Origin of the sequence: Streptomyces sp. NPDC101776, from assembly GCF_044766845.1 — a bacterium.
In the GTDB taxonomy this organism is placed as follows: Bacteria; Actinomycetota; Actinomycetes; order Streptomycetales; family Streptomycetaceae; genus Streptomyces.
The window spans coordinates 17011-36535 of record NZ_JBIWMV010000006.1; the positions used below are offsets into that span (position 1 = coordinate 17011).

The following is a 19525-nucleotide window of genomic DNA, read 5'->3' on the forward strand; positions in this document are numbered from 1 at the left end:
GCGGCCCGAGCGAGCCCGGCAACGGGTCTCCCCTGACCTCGCCGAAGCAGAGAGCGAAGGTCTGCTTCCAGCGCTCGATCGCGGCGCGGTCGGCCATGGAGCGGGAATCCTCCGAAGTTCCCTTTCGGGTACTGACAGACGGGCTTCAGACCGGCGGGCAGGGTGACATCCACGCGGACCGATCAGTCGTTGGTGGCGGCTTTCTGCTCCCCGGTGGCCGGGGCACAGCCGTAGGGCCCCCACACCAGGGACAGGACGGCGTTCGCCTGGAGAATCCCACGTGTTCGCCGTGCGCCGCGGCATGGGGCGCGGCGCACGGCGGGTGGCTCAAGGTGACGGCTGGTCGCACGACCTGGGTGGCGCGCACAGATCCCCGCGCGGAGCCGGAGCGGACCTCAGAACATGGTGTTGTCGTTGGCGCTCTTCTCGGGCACTTCCTGGATCACGTCCCAGTGCTCCACGATCTTTCCGTCGACCAGGCGCCAGAAGTCCGCCACGGCCATGCCACGGTCGCCGGGCTTGAGATGCAGGTTGCTGTGGGTGACGACCAAGTCCCCTTCGGCGACCGCCCTCTTGATGTCCAGGCGCAGGTCGGGGAACTGACCACGCAGCCAGTGGACGTAGCCGACGAACGCCTGCCGGCTGTCCTGCGCCTCCGGGTTGTGCTGGATATAGCTCTCGCCGAGATACGCGGCAGCTGCCTGTTCCGGCTGGTAGTCGTTGAACGCCCTCTCGTAAAACGCGATGACGAGTGCCTTGTTGTCGGCAGCGGACACGAGCTTCTCCTGTTCTCTGGGTGCTGGGCCGTACGCCTAAACGGTCATGGCGTCGCGGACAAGAGCCGTGTCGACGAACTGCTCGAAACGGACGATGAGTCCACCGCGCACGACGAAGTGATGCGCCACCCTGACATCGATCGGCCTCCCGGTCGCCTTGTTGGCCGCCGTGTAGCGGGCGAGGACGACGACGTTCTCGCCGTCGACGACGTAGGTGTCGTCGTGGGCGGTCCAGCCGTCCCAGTCCTGGCCGAGCTTCTCCATCACAGCGGCGGTGACGCCGTCAGGGGTCCGGTACGTACCGGCAAGCGGGAAGCCGGCCATCTCCGTCCACTCCACGTCGGGAGCGAGGGTGGCCCGAAGTGCCTCCAGGTCGCCTGCCGCGGAGGCGAGGTACTGACGTCGTACGACGTCGGCGGGGGCGGTGGAGGTCGCGAAGTCGCCCATGGTCAGCCCCACTTCATCTCGCCCTTGGCGACCTTCGCACCGATCTGCGCGGCGATCAGCATGCCGTTGTCGGGGTACCGCGCCACGAGCGCCTCGGTCAGCGCCGCGCCGTCGGCCGCCTTGCCGAGCTCCTCCTCGAAGGCGAGGAGGTACTCGCGGGTGGCGGAGATGGCCGAGGCGTCGGCCGCCGTACCGGGCAGACGGTGACCCGGAACGACCAACTCCGGCTCCAGGGCGGCCATTTCGTCCAGCAGGTCGATCCACGCGGCACGGTCGCCCGGGGTGGGGGTGTCGGCGACCCAGACGTGCTCCTGCTGGAAGAGCAGGACGCCGCCGAGGAGGGCGCGGTGCTCGGCCTGCCACAGGTAGTGGCGGTCGGGCAGCGCGTCCGGGCCGCCCTTGAGCTCGAAGCGGTGGCCCTCCAGGGTCAGGGCGTCACCGGTCAGCGGGGTGAGGTCGACCAGCCGGGTGGGCAGGTTCGGGCCGAGCGCCGCCCAGGCCTTGAGCTTGCCCTCGTAGGAGTGCTGGATGTGCTCGATGACGATCGGCGTGGCCACGAAGGCCGCGTCGGGGAAGGCGTCGGCGATCACCTCGGCGCCGAAGTAGAAGTCGGGGTCGGCGTGGCTGACGAAGACGGTGGTGAGGTTCTTGCCGGAGTCGAGGATCTCGGCGGCGAGGCGGTGGCCGTCGGCGCGGGTGAAGGCGGCGTCGACCAGCAGCGCGTCGTTCTCGCCGGTGACGAGGGTGGCGGTCTTGTTCTTGCTGCCGGCCGGGAAGTCCAGGTCGAGGACCTTGAAGGAGAGGATGCTCATGCGGGTGGCTCCTGTACGCAAGGGATGGGGTGGGGACGGGGGAAGGTCAGTGGGCGGCGAAGCGTGCGTCGACCTCGTCGGCGGTGGCTTGGCCGTAGGCCAGCGCGGTGACGGAGTCGCCGTCGACGGCCAGCAGAGTGGGGAACCCGGTAACGCCGAGCTGGACCGCGCGGCGGAAGTCGGCGTGGGCCGCGGTCTGTGCGTCGGGTGCTTCGAAGGCGGCGACGACGGCATCCGCGTCGAGTCCGGCGGCTTGGGCGACCGTGCGGTAGGTGGCCGCCTCGGACAGGCTGAGTCCGTCGACGTAGAAGGCGGCCTGCAGGGCGGCGGCCAGCTCCGCCGCGCGGTCGGGGGCGGCCTGGCGCAGGGCGGCGACGCCACGGGCGGCGGCCTCGGAGTCCATCACGAAGGAGCCGTCGGCGATCAGCTGCTCGTAGGCTGCGCCGAACTCGGCGCCGGTCAGCTCGGCGATCTTGGCGTTCGCGCCCTGGACGTAGCCGAACTCGCGGACGGGTACCCGCCGCGATCCGGTGAACAGGCCGCCGGAGACGACGTCGACCGGCAGTTCGGGGTGACGGGCGGCGACCTCGCTCAGTGTTCCGGAGAACCCGTGCGACCAGCCGCAGTAGGCGTCGAAGACGTAGACGAGCTTCATCGAAGACCTCGGCAGGGATGTGCGCCCGCCGATTGCGAGCGATTCACCTGACAGAACAGTAACTGACGTGTCAGATATTTCAAGGTTCGTGTGAGGTGGGGCACACGGGAACGAGTGACAACGTCATTACACCAACGATGTCGCCACTTCGCAGGTCAGGGCAGGCGCGGCAGCAGATCCCGGGCCGTGTGGCTGAGGATCCGGAGATCCTCCGCGAACCGCTTCCGATCCCCTGCGGGCAGGGGATCCACGAGATACCGCTTGATGTTCTCCAGGTGGACCCGGGATGCGCCTACGACCGTCTCCTCACCCAGCGGCGTCAGCCGAACCAGCTTTCCGCGCCGGTCGTCGGGAGAGTCCGCGCGCGTCACGAAGCCCGCCGCCTCCATGCGATCCACCACCCGGGTGGCACCGCCGGTGGTCAGCACCTGCTCCTGGGCGATAGCCCGCATCGAAAGCCCCGGCTCGCCCGCGCGCCCGAGGATCAGCAGCACCTCGAAGACCAGATGGCTGATGCCGCACTCCGCCTCCAGCGCCCGGCCGAGGATGTACTCCAGCCGGTTCGCCGCCCCCTGCAGCCGCCCGAACGCCAGGATGAGCTCGTGGTCGGCGGCCTCCTTCGCCGTCCTGATCTCCGCTTCCTCACCCACGGCAGCGCCGCCCCCTCTTGTCGTCTCGGTATCACCGTACCGATCACGTGGGGACAGGCAGGACACCCGAGTCCACCGGACCGGTCGAGCGACAGCAGCCCCACCCATTTCCCCCGGCGTCCCTGCGGGTGTTCAAGGTGATATGCATGACGCGGTTCAATTCCTACTGTTTGTGCGTAACGCCATACTGGACCAGTACGGAAGCGCGCACAAAAGGCACATCCGTGTCTGTGGCAGAGGGGAATGTGCGTCATGGAGGTCACGGCCACGACAGGTTCCGTCACAGGCCGGGGGCCGTGTGCCGGCATCCCGGCCGAGCAGATGGACTTCATCCGGCAGGTGCTGGAACGTGTCGGTGACAAGTGGAGCGTGCTGGTGATCGCCGTACTGGAGTCCGGTCCGCTGCGCTACACCGAACTGCAGCACCAGGTCCCCGGCATCTCCCAGCGCATGCTCACCCTCACCCTGCGCCAGCTCGTGCAGGACGGACTGCTGACGCGGACCGCCTATGCGGAGGTGCCGCCGCGCGTGGAGTACGCCCTCACCCCGCTCAGCCGCAGCCTCAACGACATCCTCAAGTCCCTGCTCACCTGGGCCGCCGAACACCACGACGAGATCCGGGAACATCGGGCCGGCACCGCGAACGCGGCTGCGCGTTCCTGACCGCTGGGACTGGCGGGCGGCGCGCGCCGCCACACGACGCCCGGCCACCGGGGCGTTCTGTTCGTTTCGACCTCGCCTGCCGGGCCCTGGGGCACTGACCTCGCGCCCACAGCCCGGACGTGGATGTGGACTCCGGGCAGGCCGAGGTGCATGGCCTGCCCGGAGTCCCCGCCGGTCGGCGGTTGCCCTGCGCGTCAGACGACCATCCACTGGTGGTTGGGGCCGGCGGTGCACGCCGCCTGGTCCAGGGCGGCGCCGTTGGCGGTCGACGCCCCGGCGACCTCCAGGCACTTGCCGCTGCGCACGTTGGTGAAGGTGACGTAGCCGCCGATCACCGCCGTCCTCGTCCACAGCTGGTGCGAGGCCCCGGTGCACGTCGACTGGACGGCCACCGCACCGTCGGCGGTGGAGGCGCCGGAGATCTGCAGACACTTGCCGCTGTTGACGTTGACGAGCTCGTAGTTGGAACCCACGGGCGTGGGCACCCACTGCTGGTTTGCCCCGGAGTTGCAGTTGCCGGAGTTCACCGCCGCCCCGTCTGCCGTGCTCAGGGACCAGACGTCCGCGCACTTGGCGCTGTTGCGGTTCAGCAGGTGGTTGTTCGAGGCCCCGAGCGGACCGGCGATGACCGGCCAGCCGCCCGCGAAGGTCACCTGCCGGATGTCGAGGGTCTCCTGCCCGGAGTTGTCGCCGTCGTAGTAGTGGTAGGCGAGGAACGTGGACGTGCCGTCGTCGTAGGCGTCGGCGCCACCGGCGGCCACCCTGGGGTAGGCGCCGGTCAGGACGGTTGTCCCGCCACCGGAGGCCATGTCGGTGCCGTTCTGGTCCAGGTACGGCCCCGTGATGCTGCTGGAGCGGCCGACCACGGTGTAGTAGGTGCTGTTGACGCCGCTGCAACAGGTGCCCTTGGAGCCGAAGAGGTAGTAGTAGCCGCCGTTGAGGATGATCGTCGGGTTCTCGATGCCGACGGCGATGTGCCACAGGTTGTTGTCGGTGGTGGAGAGCTTGCCCGTGGTCTGGTCCAGGACGTGCATGTACGTGCCGCTGCCGGTCCATGAGCCCCAGGAGATGTACAGCCGGCCGTCCGGTCCCCAGTCGACGTTGGGGTCGATCGGGTAGTTGACGTCCGTGACCATGCCCTGGTCGGTCCAGGGGCCCTCGATGTTCGTGGCGGTGGCCAGGCCCATCACCGCGTAGTTCGAGCCCCAGAGCGAGCCGGCGTAGTACAGGTGGTAGACGCCGTTGAAGTACTTGATGTCCGGGGCCCAGATGTTCGGCGGGGTCGAACCGAGTTTGGCGGTGATCCAGGACGGGGTCGACGACCAGATGTTGCCGACCTTGGTCCATCCGGAGGCCGCGGTGCCGGCGCACGTCTTGCGGAGGGTGATGGATCCGCTGGGGTTGAGCGGGTCGTTCTCGAAGCCGGTGGAGAAGCCGTAGTAGCAGCTGCCCACCTTGATGACACTCGGGTCGTGCATGCGCAGATCACCGCTGAGTGCCTGCGCGGGGGAGGCGGTGCTCAGGCCGAGAACCGTCAGGAGGGTGATGAGGATCGTGGCGAGGACGGAACGCTGCCGATGTCTGCCCGCTCCGAGGCGGGACAAATCGGCGGTGTGATGGCCGCTCATGCGAGACTCCTTTGTTTCGCTGGGGTGTTGGCGCGAACCGACCAAGATCACGGACTGGTCAGTGTGAGTCGGAGACGGGATACCGTCGTCGGCTGGTAGTGGTCCCGGTCGGCAGGGTGCTCACGTCTCCGTCGGGCCACTCGATCCGTCCCGTGGTCCCCGTGGGCACGGTCGTTTCGACGGTGAGATGCGCTTCCCGCAGCTCCCATCGGATCGCCGTGCGCCCGTACGGTGACTCGTGGGCGGCGCTCGCCCACGTGAGGCCGCCGCCCGGTCGCGGGCGGAAGACGATGTCCCGGTAGCCCGGCGCGCCCATGGTCAGCCCGGCGACGGTGGCGTGCAGCCACTGGGCGACGGCGCCGAGGGCGTAGTGGTTGAACGAGGTCATCTCGCCGGGATTGACGGTGCCGTCGGGCAGCATGCTGTCCCAGCGTTCCCAGATGGTGGTGGCGTCGTGTTTGAGTGCGTACAGCCACGAGGGGCACTCCTGCTGGAGAAGCAGGGCGTAGGCGGTGTCGTCATGGTGCGCGGCGCTCAGCGCGGGTGCCACGAGCGGAGTGCCGATGAAGCCGGTCTGGATGGTGTGCCCGCCCGCCGCGACCAGTTCGGCCAGGCGATGTCCCGCGGCGGCCCGGGACGCGGAATCGGGGAGGAGGTCAAACTGCAGGGCGACGGCGTAGGCGGTCTGGGTGTCGCTGGTCATCAGGCCGCCGGGCAGCAGGTACGCGTCGGCGAACGCCTGTTGGACGCGTCGCGCGAGTTCCCCGTAGCGGTCGCGGTCGTCCTCGCGCCCCAGGACGTCGGCGGTCCATGCCACATGCCGCAGGGACCAGGCGTAGTACGCCGTGGCGATGAGGTGGCGGTCGGTGCGGCCGGCGCTGGGGTCCTCGGGGGGTGCGAACGGGTCGAGCCAGTCGCCTAGTTGGTAGCCGCGGTTCCACAGGCCCGACTCGTCGGCGAGTTCGGTGATGAGGTCGACCCATCGCCGTGCGCTCTCGTACTGGGCGGCGAGGAGAGCGGTGTCGCCCGAGGCCCGGTAGAGATCCCAGGGAGTGAGTGCCACGACGTCGCCCCAGCCGGCGCCCGGTCTGGCGGGGGTCCACTGCTCGCCCCCCGGGATCTCGGGGACGTACCAGGGGACGGTCCCGTCGTCGTGCTGTTCCACGGCGACGTCTCGCAGCCAGGACGCGAGCATGCCGTGGCAGTCGTACAGGAAGGCGGCGGTGGGCGCGAAGACCTGGATGTCACCGGTCCAGCCGAGCCGCTCGTCACGTTGTGGGCAGTCGGTGGGGAGGTCGACGAAGTTGCCGCGCAGGCTCCACACCACGTTCTCGTGCAAGCGGTTGACCTGTTCGTTGGAGCACTCGAACCAGCCGGTGCGGGCCATGTCGGTGTGGTGGACGCGGGCGACGATGTCGCGGCCCGGGAACCCGCTGCCGCGCCATCCGGTGATCTCCGCGTAGCGGAAGCCGTGGAGGGTGAAGCGCGGCTCCCAGGTTTCGGGGGCGCCGCCGCGCAGGGTGTACCGGTCGGTGGACACCGCATCACGCAGCGGTCGCACGCACAGCTCTCCGTCCTGGAGCACCTCGGCGTGGCGGATGACGACGGTGTGCCCGGCCGGACCGGACACGGTGACACGGACCCTGCCGACCAGGTTCTGCCCGAAGTCCACCAGGATCCGGTCGTCGTCGAGGGCGGTCACCAGCACAGGGCTGATCTCCTGCGTGCAGCGCACCGGCGGGCCGGTGGGTGCGACCAGGGTCGCCGGGTCCCGGTCGACGATGTCCACCGGCGACCAGTCGCCGTCGTCGAACCCCGGACTCGACCAGCCGGGCGCTTCCTCGCGCGCGTCGTAGGTCTCGCCGTCGAGCAGTCCCGAGGAGAGGACGGGGCCCTGGCCGGCGCGCCAGGAGGTGTCGGTGCCGACGACGGTGACGGTTCCGTCGCGGTGGACGATCTCCAGTTGGGCGATGAGCGCGACCCGGTCGCCGTACAGGTCGGCGTGGCCGCCGCCGAAGCCCAGCCGCCCCCGGTACCAGCCGTCGGCCAGCCATGCGCCGATGGCGTTGGCGCCGGCGCGCAGGTGGTCGGTGACGTCGTGCGTCTGATAGCGCAGTCGGTGGTGGTAGCTGGTCCAGCCGGGCGCGAGGGCGTGGTCGCCGACCCGTCGGCCGTTGATCTCGATCTCGTACAGGCCGTGGGCGGTGACGTACAGCCGTGCGCGCTCGACGTCCGCGGCGACGGCGAACTCCTTGCGCAGCAGGGGCGGACGACGCTCGGCGTCCGGCCTATCCGGCTCGTGCGGCTCGTGCGGCTCGTGCGGCTCGTGCGGCGAGATCGCGTGGGCCGTCCAGTCCGTCGGTGTCAGCGGGCCCGTCTCGATCCGCAGTGGTCGACTCCAGTCGCTGGTCACCTGGTCACTTCCGCGGACCCGCACCCGGACCTCGCAGGCTTCCCTGGACGCCAGTGGCCGCAGGGGCCAGGGGACGAGCACGGAGTCCCGCGAGGTCAGCCAGTTTGTGCGGTACCTCCCGTCGGCGCGGGTGGCCTCGATCTGGTACGCCTGCTGCGTCCAGTCGGCAGGTGCTGTGGTCTTCCAGGAGATACGGGGCGACGACTCGCCGATGCCGAACGGCTCCCGATGATGTTCCGCGGTCGGGACGTCCACCGCGGGTATCCGCGCGTCGCTCATCCCTTCACCGCCCCGGCGGTCAGGCCCTTGATGATGCGCTGGTTGATCAGCAGGTAGAGCACCAGGGCGCCGACGACGTTGATGCTGATCGCGGCGAACAGCGGTCCGTAGGCCGTCTCGCCGTACTGCCCGGTGAAGTTGAGCAGCCCCACCTGGATGGTGCGCAGGCTGTCGTCGGTGGTGAAGGTGAGCGAGACGAGCAGGTCGTTCCAGATGAAGAAGAACTGCACCAGCGCGACCGTGAAGACGGCGTTGCGGACGACGGGGAATCCGATCCGCCAGAACGCGGTGAGCATGCTCGCCCCGTCGAGGGTGGCGGCTTCGAAGATCTCGCGCGGGACGGCCCGGAAGTAGGTGGCCATCATGAAGACGGTGAGCGGGAGGCCGACCGCGGTGTAGGTGATGATCAGCGGCCACATCGTGCCGGAGAGCCCGCTCTGGAAGTACACCCGGAACAGGGGCAGCAGGATCATCTGGCTGGGCACCATGATGCCCAGCAGGAAGACCAGGAGGACCTGGTGGCGTCCGCGCCAGATCATGACCTCCAGGGCGAAGCCGGCGGCCGTGCCGAGGACGATGATGAGGGCGAGCGAGGGCGCGGTGGCCAGGAGGCTGTTGCGGATGTAGAGGCCGACGTGCCCGCTCGTCCAGGCGTCGGCGTAGTTGTGCAGGTCCCACTTGCCCGGCAGCGACCAGGCGGGGTCGTTGACGAACTCGGACTGGCTCTTGAAGGAGCTCAGCAGCAGCCACAGCAGCGGCGCCACCTCGACGGCGACCAGCAGGGCGACGAGCAGGTTCCGCGTCAGGCGCCGGGCGTACGCTCGCCCTCGGACGGCGCCCGGCCGGGGACGGGCCAGGTTTTCCCGCGGCGGAGCCGTCATGGTGTCGGTCATGGAGGTTCAGCCCTTGGTCAGGTCGCGGCGCGAGAAGCGGAAGATGATGAGGGTGACCCCCAGGCAGACGACGGTGAGCAGCGAGGCGATGGTGCTGCCGTAGCCGTAGTCGCCGTAGGAGAACGCGGTGCGGAACATGTAGAGGGTCAGGGGCGTCGTGTCGCTGCCCGGTCCGCCGTTGGTCAGGGCGAGGACCGAGTCGAAGACCTTGAGGGTGCCGTTGATGCTGAACACGACCGAGGACAACAGAACGGGCGCGGACAAGGGCAGGACGATGTGCCGGATCAGCCGCCATCCGGTGGCGCCGTCCATCCGCGCCGACTCGAGGGTCTCGTCGGGGATGTCGAGGAGCCCGGCGAAGATGAGGACGCCGTAGAAGCCCATGGAGCGCCATACGTCCATGACGACCAGGACGACGAAGGAGCCGCCCGCGCCGGCGAACCAGTCGCCGTGGTGGATGCCGAGCCCTTCGAGAGCGACGTTGGCCAGGCCGTTCTGCGGCGCCACGGCGAAGAGCTTCTGGAACATCAGGGCCACGGCGACCGTCGGCAGGATCACCGGGAAGAACACCAGGGTACGGACGACCGCGGACGACTTGCGCAGGACGAACACGTAGAGCAGCGCGAGCAGATACCCGCAGAGGACCTGCCCGGCACTGACGGCGATCGCGTACTTGAAGGTGAACCACAGCGCCGAGTGCGCCTGCGGGTCGTGCCAGAGCTTGTCGAAGTTGCCGAGCCCCCCGAAGGTGAAGCCCTCGATGACGTTGCCCTTGAAGAAGGTGTAGCCGAGGGACCAGCCCATCGGTACCAGCATGACCAGGGTGTACACCAGCAGCGCCGGGCCCAGCAGGACGGCGATGGCACGGCGGTCTCCCAGAACGGAACGCATGACGGCTCTCTCACAAAGGGGGTTGGCGCGGATCACGGTGGTGCGGACGGGTCAGCCGTTGTCGAGATCCGCCTGGATCTTCTGCATGAAGTCCTTGGCCGAGAGGGATCCGTTGACGAGCGACGCGGCGTTCGTCTGGCTGGTCTCGGTCGCCTTGGTGTTGAAGAGCGCCTCGAACCACAGGGTGCTGGTCTTGGTCTTGGTGATGGTGTCCTGGACGGTCTGGGTGAGCGGCGGCAGTGTGCCGGTGTCGCCGCTCGGCTTGAACCCGGAGACGGTGCCCTGGTCCTTCAGCGAGGCGGCGCCGTAGTTCTTGCTGATGCAGGAGAGCCAGTCGCCGACCTCGGCGTTGTAGGACTTCGCGGAGACGGCGACCGGGAGGCCGACGTTGGCCGGGATCTGGTCCGTGCTGCCCTTACCGCCCGCGACGGCCGGGAACGGCATGAAGCCGACGTTGTCCGCGCCGATCTTGTTCTTGGCCGGGTCGTTGAAGTCGCCGAGCGCCCAACTGCCCATGTAGTACATCGCGGCCTTGCCGGTCAGGAACTGCTGTGATGCCGTGTCGTAGTCGATCGATCCGACGCCCTTGCCGAAGTAGCCCGCCTTGCCCAGGTCGGCGATGGCCTGCGCGGCCTTCACATAGGCGGGGTCCGTCAGCTTGGCCTTGCCGTCCGCGACCGCCCGCAGGGCGTCAGGGCCGAGTTCGCGGTAGATGTAACCGCTGATCAGGCGGGTGAGGGGCCAGCCTTCCTTGCCGTCCGCGGAGAACGCGGTGACGCCGGCGCCCTTGAGCTTCGCCGCCGCCGCGACCAACTGGTCGTACGTGGCCGGGACGGCGATGCCGTGGTCGGCGAAGAGCTTCTTGTTGTACCAGATGCCCTCGATGTTGAACTGGTAGGGCATCACGTTGAACTTGCCGTAGAGGTTCTCGACGGTCTTGACGGCGGCCGGCTGGATGTCGTTCCAGACGCCGAGGTCCTTGAGCGTCTTCTCCAGGTCGAGCACCTGCCCGGCCTTGTCCAGCGTCTTGGTGAGCTGCGGGGTGCCTCCCGCCGCGAACTGCACCGGCAGGGCGTTCTGACCGGCGAGAAGCTGCACCTTCTGGTCGACGTTGCCGATCGGCAGCGTCTGGATCTTCAGCGGCAGAGCCTTGTCCTGCGCCGCGCACGAGCCCTTGCCCAGGGTGGTGAGCTCCTGCTGCACGATGTGGTTGTCGTCGTTGATGGTGAGGGTGAACGCCTTGACGTCGCTGCCCGAGGCGCTCCCGCCGCCGCAGGCGCTCAGCAGCAGACTCCCGGTGGCAGCGGTCGCCAGCAGGGTGATACGGCGGGTTCTGAGGGTCTTGTGCACAGGTGCTCCTCGGCGCGCAGTGCGTTGAAACGCTTCAATGGAGGGATGCCGGGAACCTATGACCCGTTTCTGCGTGTGTCAAGGATCTGTCGGGGATGTTTCCGAACCGCATCTGCGGGGGCGGCCGACTGGACCGCCGTGAGCGCGAGACGCTCCGCTGGAAGTGCCGCGTGGTGCCGTCGTTCGGCTGCGGCGCCATCGTGGCTGGTCGCGCAGTTCCCCGCGCCCCATGAGGGCGTTGTCGAACCGTAGTCGACTTCGCCCAGCCTGCTCAGGTGACGAACTGCCGATCAGCGCGGCAGGCCGATGTGGACGATCAGCGCTGCGGACGGGCGCAGTTCGGGCGAAGTCCACTCGGTTCGGCCGCAATCCGATGAGCGCGGGGACTGACTGCCCGCCCGGTCGCCTGGTGCCGCGGAGCGCCGACAGCACGTCGCGACGCTGTCGGCGGAGAGCTTGGCGCAGTGTCGGCGCGGTGTCGCGGAGGATCAGCTCGGCGCGCTGGCGCGGACGATCAGCTCGGGCTCCAGCACGACGGTGGCATGACGATGCTGGCCGCCCGAGGCCACCTCGTCCATCAGCAGCCGGATCGCTTCCTGCCCCATTATCCGGCCCGGCATGTCCACCGCGGTCAGCGGTACCGCCGCGGTGCCGGCCGTGCGGTTGTTCTCGCAGCCGACGACCGCGACCTGTTCGGGCACGCGGACCCCCGCCACGGTGTGCAGCTCATGAATGATGGCGTTGGCCAGGTCATCGGTGACGGCGATCAGGCCGTCCGGCAGCTCGCCGGGGGTACGTCGCGCGAGATCCTGCCCAACCACATGCCCGTGAGCCGCGGTCAGGCCGACGCTGTCGATCTCCTCCAGGGTGACACCGGGGCCCGCTTCCTCGACCGCCGCGTGCACCCCCCGGCGCCGGTCGCGCACGGGCTGATAGTCGTCGTGCGCGACCGCATAGGCCAGTCGCGTGCGCCCGGTGTCGATGAGATGGCGGGCCGCGAGATATCCGACGTGCTCGTTGTTGACCAGCACCGAGCAGCAAGTTCCCGGTCTCGGAGCGTAGTTGAGGAGCACGACCTGGCGCCCGTGCGACCGGATGCGGGCGATGCCGGCTGAGGAGTCCTCCATCGGAGCCAGCAGTACACCGGTGACCCGGGACTCGTCGAAGAGGTCCAGGTAGTTGTCCTGAAGCGTCATGTCGCACGCCGTGTTCGCGAGCAGAAGGTTCTGGCCGACCGCGCGAGCGGCGTCCTGCGCACCGTGCGCCATGTCGATGAACAGGGAGTTCTCGATGTCGGCGAGCACCATGCCGACGCTGTTGGTCGAGCCCGACACCAGCGACCGGGCGGCGTCATTGCGCACGAAACCCAGTCGGCCGATGGCTTGGCGGACGCGTTGCGCCGTCGCCGGACTCACCTTCGCCGGATGGTTGAGGACGTTGGAGACCGTGCCGACCGAGACGCCCGCGGCGTCGGCGACGTCCTGCATGCTCGGACCGGCATGCCCCTGTACTCGCGGACGGGCGGTTGCCACAGCGCTCCTCGACTTCCGGTCTCATTCAACCCCGGACCGCACGGCACCCACAGTGACCAGGCTGCCGCGGACAAGTCGCAGAGTACATGACGCGCGTTGAAGCGTTCTAATTCCTTGGGTCCAACAAAACACCAAGAACGGCTAGGACCATCGAATAACAGCAGTTCACAGTGCAGCACCGACCTCCTCCGACGCGATCACCGGCCAGCACCCGCCGACCGAAACATAGCGGTATGCCAGGGAGTGTGCGAGTCTGCTCTGCCCGCCTCATTAAAGCGCATCAATCAGCGGGCCATCGCACGCGGCAGCCCAAGGCGCCGCACCACCCCCACGGCATCTCCCCAGGTGTGCCATCGCTACGGCACGGCTTCAGTCTGCCGAGTGGCTGGGCGGGCCGCCGGATCGCCGGCCTCAGGACATCGAGACGGCCGCCTACTGTTGCCGCGCAACACGAACCACGAGCCGCTGCACATCCGTCAGGCCGCGCTCACCGGCACGGTGGCAGGTTTTCAGCGCCTTTCAGTGCCGGATGAGGGGGCGTCATGTGTGCCCGCTCCTGTACGGCGGAGGCGTCGTGGTGTGGCGCCTCCGCCGTACAGGGTCGTGATCGTGCCGGGCACGGTACGCCGCCCGGTGCGGGATCGGTCGGTGTTGACGGAGGCCGCGGTCAGCCCATGTGGACGGGCGCCGTACCCTCGGTGTGCTCCTGCCTGCCCGCGTTCATTGCCAGGAACGTGACCGCCAGTCCGCCCAGGAACATGGCGCCCGAGGCGATGAAGGCCATGGTGTAGCCGTGGGTCAGCGCCTCGCTCGCCTTCGCGACCAAGGGAAGATCCCGGGTGGCCCGGCCCCTGAAGAAGGACGAGGCGGCATCGGGCAGCTTGTCGTTCGCGGCGGAGGTGGAGATGGTCGACAGGACCGCGAGCCCGAGTGCCCCGCCGATCTGCTGGGCGGTGTTCAGGAGCGCCGAGGCCATACCGGTGTCCTGGTGGTCCACCCCGCTCACCGCGCCCAGCGTCATCGGGACGAAGCTCAGGCCGAGCCCGACCGCGGTGACGAACATCGCGGGCAGCAGATGTCCGGCGTAGGAGGAGTCGGGCTCCAGGCCGGCGAACCAGAGCATGCCGCCGGCGCCGACCAGCAGGCCCGGTCCGGCGATCAGCCGGGGGGACAGGCGGGTGACCAACTTGGAGCTCAGGCCGGCGGCGGTACCCATGCCGATGGTGAAGGGCAGGAAGGCGAAGCCGGTCCTGATGGCGCTGTAGCCGAGGATCAGCTGCATGTAGAGCGTCAGGAAGTAGAACATGGCGAACAGGCCCGCGCCGATGAACAGCATCGTGCCGTAACTGCCGGAGCGGTTGCGGTCCTTGAACAGCCGCAGCGGCATCATCGGCTTCGCGGCGCGTACCTCGATGACGAGGAACGCCGCCAGGAGTACGGCGGCCGTCGCGAAGGACGCCAGCGTCGGGCCGGTGGTCCAGCCGTGCTCGCCGCCGCGCGTGATGCCGTAGACGAGGGCTATCAGACCGCCGGTGCCGGTGATGGCGCCGGGGACGTCCAGGCGGCCGGGGTGCCGCTCGGCCTCGACGAGGGACTTCGTGCCGGCGAGGACGGCCAGGCCGATGGGGATGTTGATGAAGAACACCCAGCGCCAGTCGAGCGCGTCGGTCAGCACACCGCCCAGCAGCAGGCCGACGGTGGCGCCGACGCCTGCCATGGCCGCGTACACACCCATGGCCGTGTTGCGTGGCTTGCCGGCCGGAAAGGTCGTGGACGCCTTCATCGACGACAACCGGCGCCGCATGTCGGCCACGACCGGCGGGCCGGCCGCCCAGAACGCGGCCCTCCACACCCGGCTGGCCGAGGCCGTGACCATGGTCAGGGACGCGCGTGCGCGCATCCCGCGCACCTGGGACCCCGTCTACGCCGACGTCGTCGCGGGCGTGCCGATCTCCGCCGAGACGCGCGTTCAGTCCCGGTTCGAGGCCTCCCAGGCCGTCGGCCAGTGCCTCGGCGCGGTCACCAAGGTGTTCGAGATCGGCGGTGGCGCCGTCATGGGCAGCGACAAGCTGTTCCAGCACTACCTGCGCGACCTGATGGGCATGCGCAACCAGCCCATCGCGATCTACGAGAACCAGGCCGGCCTGTATGCCACCACGCTGTTCGGCACCCCGGTGGAACTGCCGTTCACCAAGGCGCACATCGGCTGCGTGCTCTGAGGCCGACCCGGTCTCCGCACGGCGGTTGATCGGAGCGGGCACGGGGTGGGGTCACCATCCCGGCGGCATCACAAGGACGTACTCGCCCAGCCCGTCGAGCCCAGCCTGGCTCACTCCGGCCGGAACACCACAGAAGTCACCGACGACGGCGCTGTCCCGAACCAACGGCCGTACCCGCGCCCCCCAACCCTCATCGCCTTCCTGCGCACCACGCACACGAGGCCCGATCTCCATCACGCACTTGGCGGGAGTGAACGCCCGTATGACAGACCCCATCAGCATCGCAACACGCCGTTTCCGAGAGGCCATGGCGTCCTTCCCCTCCGGCGTCACCATCGTCACCACTGCCGACGAGCCCGGACAGTGGCGCGGGTTCACGGCGACCTCGTTCTGCTCGCTCTCGATGGAACCCCCGCTGATCCTGGTGTGCCTGGCGGACAGCGCCGAATGCCACCCCGCCTTCACCAGCGGCGAACACTGGCTCGTCCACGTCATCACCGACGAACACACCGAACTCGCCACGCGGTTCGCCACCCGGGGCGCCGACAAGTCCGCGCACCCCCGCTTCGCCCTCGACGAGCACGGACTTCCCGTGCTCGACGCCGCCGCCGTCACCCTCGAATGCAGCACCTACGACATCCACCCGGCCGGCGATCACACCATCCTCCTCGGCCGCGTCGACGACGCACGCCTGGGCGAGGGCACCCCAACCCTCTATTACCAGCGCGTTTTCCAGCCCCTTGAGCTTGTACGAAGCCGATGACAGTTGGCTCGGCTGTGATACCGCCGATCGGAACTCGTCCTCCGCCCTTCGGCCACTCGTAGGGCGCACCGGAGGCCTTCCGGACAGAAGGGCCTCCAGTGCGGTGGCCTGGGGTTGGCCGGGCTCCGTCTCCGTGGCGTCGGACCCCGGTCGTCCACGCGACGCTAGAGCGTCACGACCGGCTCGCCGTCGAGGAAGATCGCGTGCGTGTTGTAGAAGGCGTCGAGACCCTCGGGGCCGAGTTCGCGCCCGTAGCCCGACTGCTTGACGCCGCCGAAGGGCACCCCGAGATCGATGGTGATGCCGTTGTTGATCGATACCGTACCGCTGTGGATCTTGCGGGCGACCTCGAGCGCACGCTGCTCGTCGCCGCTGAAGACGGCGGCGTTGAGCCCGAACTCGGTGTCGTTGGCCAGCCGGATCGCCTCGTCCTCGTCCTCGTCGCGGTAGGTGAGCACCGCGGTCACGGGGCCGAAGATCTCCTCCTGCGCGACCCGGGAATCGGGCGTCACGTCGGTGATGATGGTCGGCAGGACGTAGTAGCCCTTGTCGAACCCGGGCGCGCGGCCACCGCCGACGGCGAACGTCGCGCCTTCCTGCCGGGCCGTCTCGAAGAAGCCGAGGACCTTCTCGTAGTGCGCCTTGTTGATCATGGGGCCGACCGTCGTGTCCGGGTCGGTCGGATCCCCGACCTTGACACGCGCGAACGCTTCGGCGAGCGCCCCGACGATCTCGTCCTTGCGGCTTTCCGGAACGATCAGCCGGCTCGGGTTCGTGCACACCGCGCCGTTGTTGTTGCAGACGTTGATCGTCAGCGTGTGGACGATCCGGTCGAGATCCGCGTCCGGCAGGATCACCGCCGGGGACTTGCCACCGAGTTCGAGCGTGACCTGCTTGAGGGTGGGGGCCGCGGCCGCGGCGATCGCGCGCCCGACGCCCGTCGATCCGGTGAACGTGACCTTGTCCACGCCCGGGTGGCTGACGAGTTCCTGGCTCTGCTCGGGACCGGCGGTGAGGACGTTGATCACACCGGCAGGCAGCCCGACCTTGAGTGCGGCGTCCGCGACGTAGCCGGCGCTCAGCGGTGAGAAGTCGGATGGCTTCATGATGATCGTGCAGCCGGCCAGGAGCGCCGGGGGAAGCTTGAAGGCTGCAAGGCCGAGCGGCGCGTTCCACGGCACGATCGCGGCCACGACACCGACGGGCCGCTTCTCGATGCGCGCGGTGGCGCCGGTCAGGCCGGTGCGGACCTCGTGGAGTTCGGTCGAGTCGGCGAGGCTCGCGTAGTAGCGCAGCAAGCCGGCGAAGGCCAGCGGGTTTCCGCGGGCGGCACCGAGAACGAGCCCGGTCTCGGCCGTCACCACCTCGGTGATGGCGTCGGCGTGCTGCTCGATCTCGTCGGCGAGCGCGAGCATGTAGTCGGCCCGCTCCTTCAGGGAGAGGTGGGGCCAGGGCCCTTCGTCGAACGCGGTCCGCGCGGCCCGCACCGCGGCATCCACGTCGGCACTCGATGCCAGCGCGACCCTGCCGAACTGCTCTTCCGTCGCCGGGTTGACCAGCGACTGCGAGCGACCGTCCGCGCTCGGACGCCACTCGTTGCCGATGAACAGGTCCCGCTCGACCACGGGGGCTGACTGATCCTGGCGTTCCATGGAGAACTCCTCTTTCTCTCTGCGCGTCCCGTGTGGAAGGCGCAGGTCTGACGCTCGTCCGCCGGTGAGCTGCGAGGAAGGTCCGCTGTTACCTGGGTCCGGCAGGGCCAGGCATGGCTGACGGCGGCGGCGTAACGTCGATGAGGTGGAGACGAGGAGGTCGCCCTGCTCGCCGTGGTCAGCCCGCCCTGCTACCAACGCCTGGAGCAGGGGCGTACACGCAGGTCTCCGACCAGATGCTCGATGCCGTCGCACAGGCGCTCGCCCTCTCGGACGTGGAGACCGAGCCCTTCGCAACCTGGCCCGCCCACGGCGGGGCGCTCACACAACGGCAGTCCGTACGGTTGCTGGGCGCCCAACGGCCCTACCTGGAGAGGCTCGTCTCCTGGGAGTTGTGGCCGAAGTAGCGTGAGGCGTCATGGCCGTCTACAGGGCACAGCCCTACTGGGGCTGCCCCATCGGCTCGATGGGGCAACCCCTTGCCGGGAGCCTCGACCAGGTCGCCGCGGCAGCCCAGAACGCGATGACCAACTGGCAGCGCCCGCTCCGTACCGGGGTGGAGCGCATGATCGCTGTACCGAAGGACCACTGCTCGACGCGCTGCGCTGCAGGTCGGTGCAGCGCAGCGAGCCGGTCTCCAGAGCGGTGATCACCGGCTGCTGTGCTTTGTCACCGACCCGGTCCCACACCTGCCGGACTGCCGGACGACGGTACGCCGGCATTGGCCACTCGTGGCGTAGAGCTGGTCGAGATCGTCGTTGAGGGTCACGTCGGAGCGGGCCGCGACCGTGGAAGGGCCCAGCCCGACGACCGCGAGGTCGAGCTCGGACTTCCGGCGGGCGACAAGGTAGACGGTGACACCCTCGGCGGCGCCGAGCCCCGGGCCAGTGGAGCCACCCGGTGACGACCACCGTGCGCCCCCGCATCTCTACTTCGCGACCAGGTTCCTGTCACGCATGGTCGGGGACCAAGACGATCCGGCCTCGGAGCCCGCCCGCCGCGAGGGCGTGGTGGGCATCGGCGATCTGCTCCAGGGGGTAGGTCTTCGCCACCCGCAGGCTGATCAGACCGGCGCCCGCATAGGCCGCCAGCTTGGCCAGACGCTCGGCGTCGGTGTGCCACGCCAGATCGGTCATCCGCACTTCGCGGCGCGACTGGGGCGCGGAGTTGAGCAGCGACACGAACGCACCGCCGTGCCGTACGGCGTCCGCCGCCCCCGCGGCCAGGTTGGCCGCGTCGACCGCACCGTCCACACCGCCCGGTACCAGCCGGCGCACCGTGGGGACAAGGTCGTCGTCGCGTGAGACGAAAAGCTGCGCACCGGCCTGAAGGACGAGCTTCTCGTCGCCCGGTCCGGCCTGGGCGATCACGTTCAGCCCCCGCAGCCGCGCAAGCTCGACCGTGAAGAGCCCGACCCCGCCGGCGGCGCCCGAGACCAGCAGCCACTGACCCGGCTCCAGAGCCAGCGCGTCCAGCGCCTGGTCGGCGGTGGTCGCGTTCAGCCCGACCGTGGCCAGGTGCACCAGGTCTGTTCCACCCGGCGCCGGGGCGAGTTCCCACTCTTCCATTACGACGTACTCGGCCTGCGTCCCCAACGGCCGGTCCAGTCGCTCCTGCGTGCCGAGGACGGGGTCGCCGACGGCGAACCTGGTGACGCCCTCGCCGAGCGCGGCGACCGTGCCGGCCACATCCGTGCCGAGGCCGAACTGCGGGCGTGCGGCGGTCGCGCCGTACTGGACGGTGAGGCCCGTGCGCGTCATGACGTCGGCGAAGTTGACCGTGGCGCCGGCCACCTTGACCAGTACTTCTCCGGGCCCCGGTTCGGGTGTCGCCACCTCGACGACCTCGATCGTCTCGGGGCCGCCGAACTCCCTGACTACTGCTGCACGCATCTGTCCTGTC

At 69.0% G+C, this 19525-nt stretch carries 18 protein-coding genes and 1 pseudogene; 4 read left to right on the top strand and 15 right to left on the bottom strand.

The window, feature by feature from the left end; genetic code table 11:
• Positions 1-4: 4 nt before the first annotated feature.
• The 6 genes and pseudogenes from ACIRRY_RS20680 to ACIRRY_RS20705 all read right to left on the bottom strand — a co-directional run.
• Positions 5-182 (bottom strand): annotated as a pseudogene (locus ACIRRY_RS20680) (ABC transporter substrate-binding protein); the annotation flags it as partial.
• Between the two features lie 213 nt (positions 183-395).
• Complete coding sequence (locus tag ACIRRY_RS20685; protein WP_403974654.1) at positions 396-776, bottom strand: nuclear transport factor 2 family protein; 381 nt, start codon at positions 774-776, stop codon at positions 396-398.
• 36 nt (positions 777-812) lie between these two features.
• Positions 813-1223, bottom strand: coding sequence for a nuclear transport factor 2 family protein (locus ACIRRY_RS20690; protein ID WP_403974657.1), 411 nt, complete (start codon positions 1221-1223; stop codon positions 813-815).
• Between the two features lie 2 nt (positions 1224-1225).
• Entirely contained in the window at positions 1226-2035 is an 810-nt protein-coding gene (locus ACIRRY_RS20695) for an MBL fold metallo-hydrolase (protein ID WP_403974659.1), read from the bottom strand.
• Positions 2036-2081: 46 nt separating this feature from the next.
• Positions 2082-2690: a DsbA family protein gene (locus tag ACIRRY_RS20700; RefSeq protein ID WP_403974661.1), complete on the bottom strand. Its 609-nt coding sequence runs from the start codon at positions 2688-2690 to the stop codon at positions 2082-2084.
• A gap of 155 nt (positions 2691-2845) precedes the next feature.
• Entirely contained in the window at positions 2846-3340 is a 495-nt protein-coding gene (locus ACIRRY_RS20705; protein WP_403974664.1) for a MarR family winged helix-turn-helix transcriptional regulator, read from the bottom strand.
• Between the two features lie 252 nt (positions 3341-3592).
• On the opposite strand from ACIRRY_RS20705, the gene ACIRRY_RS20710 reads away from it, so the two are divergent.
• Entirely contained in the window at positions 3593-4003 is a 411-nt protein-coding gene (locus ACIRRY_RS20710) for a winged helix-turn-helix transcriptional regulator (protein WP_403974667.1), read from the top strand.
• Between the two features lie 194 nt (positions 4004-4197).
• On the opposite strand, the gene ACIRRY_RS20715 is transcribed toward ACIRRY_RS20710, so the two are convergent.
• From ACIRRY_RS20715 to ACIRRY_RS20745, 7 genes are all read right to left on the bottom strand, one after another.
• Positions 4198-5631, bottom strand: a complete 1434-nt coding sequence (locus tag ACIRRY_RS20715; RefSeq protein WP_403974669.1) for a family 43 glycosylhydrolase — start codon at positions 5629-5631, stop codon at positions 4198-4200.
• A 58-nt stretch (positions 5632-5689) separates the two neighbouring features.
• A complete protein-coding gene (locus tag ACIRRY_RS20720; protein WP_403974671.1) occupies positions 5690-8323 on the bottom strand; it encodes a family 78 glycoside hydrolase catalytic domain in 2634 nt (877 codons plus the stop codon).
• Positions 8320-9216 carry a carbohydrate ABC transporter permease gene (locus tag ACIRRY_RS20725; RefSeq protein ID WP_403974674.1) on the bottom strand — a complete coding sequence of 299 codons (897 nt, stop codon included), beginning with the start codon at positions 9214-9216 and terminating at the stop codon, positions 8320-8322. Before ACIRRY_RS20725 ends, ACIRRY_RS20720 begins: the two co-directional genes overlap by 4 nt.
• A gap of 6 nt (positions 9217-9222) precedes the next feature.
• Positions 9223-10107 carry a carbohydrate ABC transporter permease gene (locus ACIRRY_RS20730; protein ID WP_403974677.1) on the bottom strand — a complete coding sequence of 295 codons (885 nt, stop codon included), beginning with the start codon at positions 10105-10107 and terminating at the stop codon, positions 9223-9225.
• A gap of 51 nt (positions 10108-10158) precedes the next feature.
• Complete coding sequence (locus tag ACIRRY_RS20735; protein WP_403974680.1) at positions 10159-11457, bottom strand: ABC transporter substrate-binding protein; 1299 nt, start codon at positions 11455-11457, stop codon at positions 10159-10161.
• A gap of 488 nt (positions 11458-11945) precedes the next feature.
• Positions 11946-12944: a LacI family DNA-binding transcriptional regulator gene (locus tag ACIRRY_RS20740; RefSeq protein ID WP_403974682.1), complete on the bottom strand. Its 999-nt coding sequence runs from the start codon at positions 12942-12944 to the stop codon at positions 11946-11948.
• A 712-nt stretch (positions 12945-13656) separates the two neighbouring features.
• Positions 13657-14772 (bottom strand): MFS transporter, encoded by a 1116-nt coding sequence (locus ACIRRY_RS20745; protein WP_403974685.1) that lies wholly within the window; start codon positions 14770-14772, stop codon positions 13657-13659.
• Between ACIRRY_RS20745 and ACIRRY_RS20750 the strand changes: the two genes are divergently transcribed.
• Together ACIRRY_RS20750 and ACIRRY_RS20755 are read left to right on the top strand one after the other, a co-directional pair.
• On the top strand, positions 14759-15208 hold the full coding sequence (locus ACIRRY_RS20750; RefSeq protein ID WP_403974688.1) for a hypothetical protein: 450 nt from the start codon (positions 14759-14761) through the stop codon (positions 15206-15208). The genes ACIRRY_RS20745 and ACIRRY_RS20750 overlap by 14 nt on opposite strands.
• A gap of 262 nt (positions 15209-15470) precedes the next feature.
• Complete coding sequence (locus tag ACIRRY_RS20755) at positions 15471-15971, top strand: flavin reductase family protein (RefSeq protein ID WP_403974690.1); 501 nt, start codon at positions 15471-15473, stop codon at positions 15969-15971.
• A 164-nt stretch (positions 15972-16135) separates the two neighbouring features.
• On the opposite strand, the gene ACIRRY_RS20760 is transcribed toward ACIRRY_RS20755, so the two are convergent.
• A complete protein-coding gene (locus ACIRRY_RS20760; RefSeq protein ID WP_403974692.1) occupies positions 16136-17623 on the bottom strand; it encodes an aldehyde dehydrogenase in 1488 nt (495 codons plus the stop codon).
• A gap of 236 nt (positions 17624-17859) precedes the next feature.
• Between ACIRRY_RS20760 and ACIRRY_RS20765 the strand changes: the two genes are divergently transcribed.
• Complete coding sequence (locus ACIRRY_RS20765; protein ID WP_403974695.1) at positions 17860-18030, top strand: hypothetical protein; 171 nt, start codon at positions 17860-17862, stop codon at positions 18028-18030.
• A gap of 543 nt (positions 18031-18573) precedes the next feature.
• Here ACIRRY_RS20765 and ACIRRY_RS20770 read toward each other — a convergent pair.
• Positions 18574-19515, bottom strand: a complete 942-nt coding sequence (locus ACIRRY_RS20770) for an NADP-dependent oxidoreductase (RefSeq protein WP_403974698.1) — start codon at positions 19513-19515, stop codon at positions 18574-18576.
• Between the last annotated feature and the right edge of the window lie 10 nt (positions 19516-19525).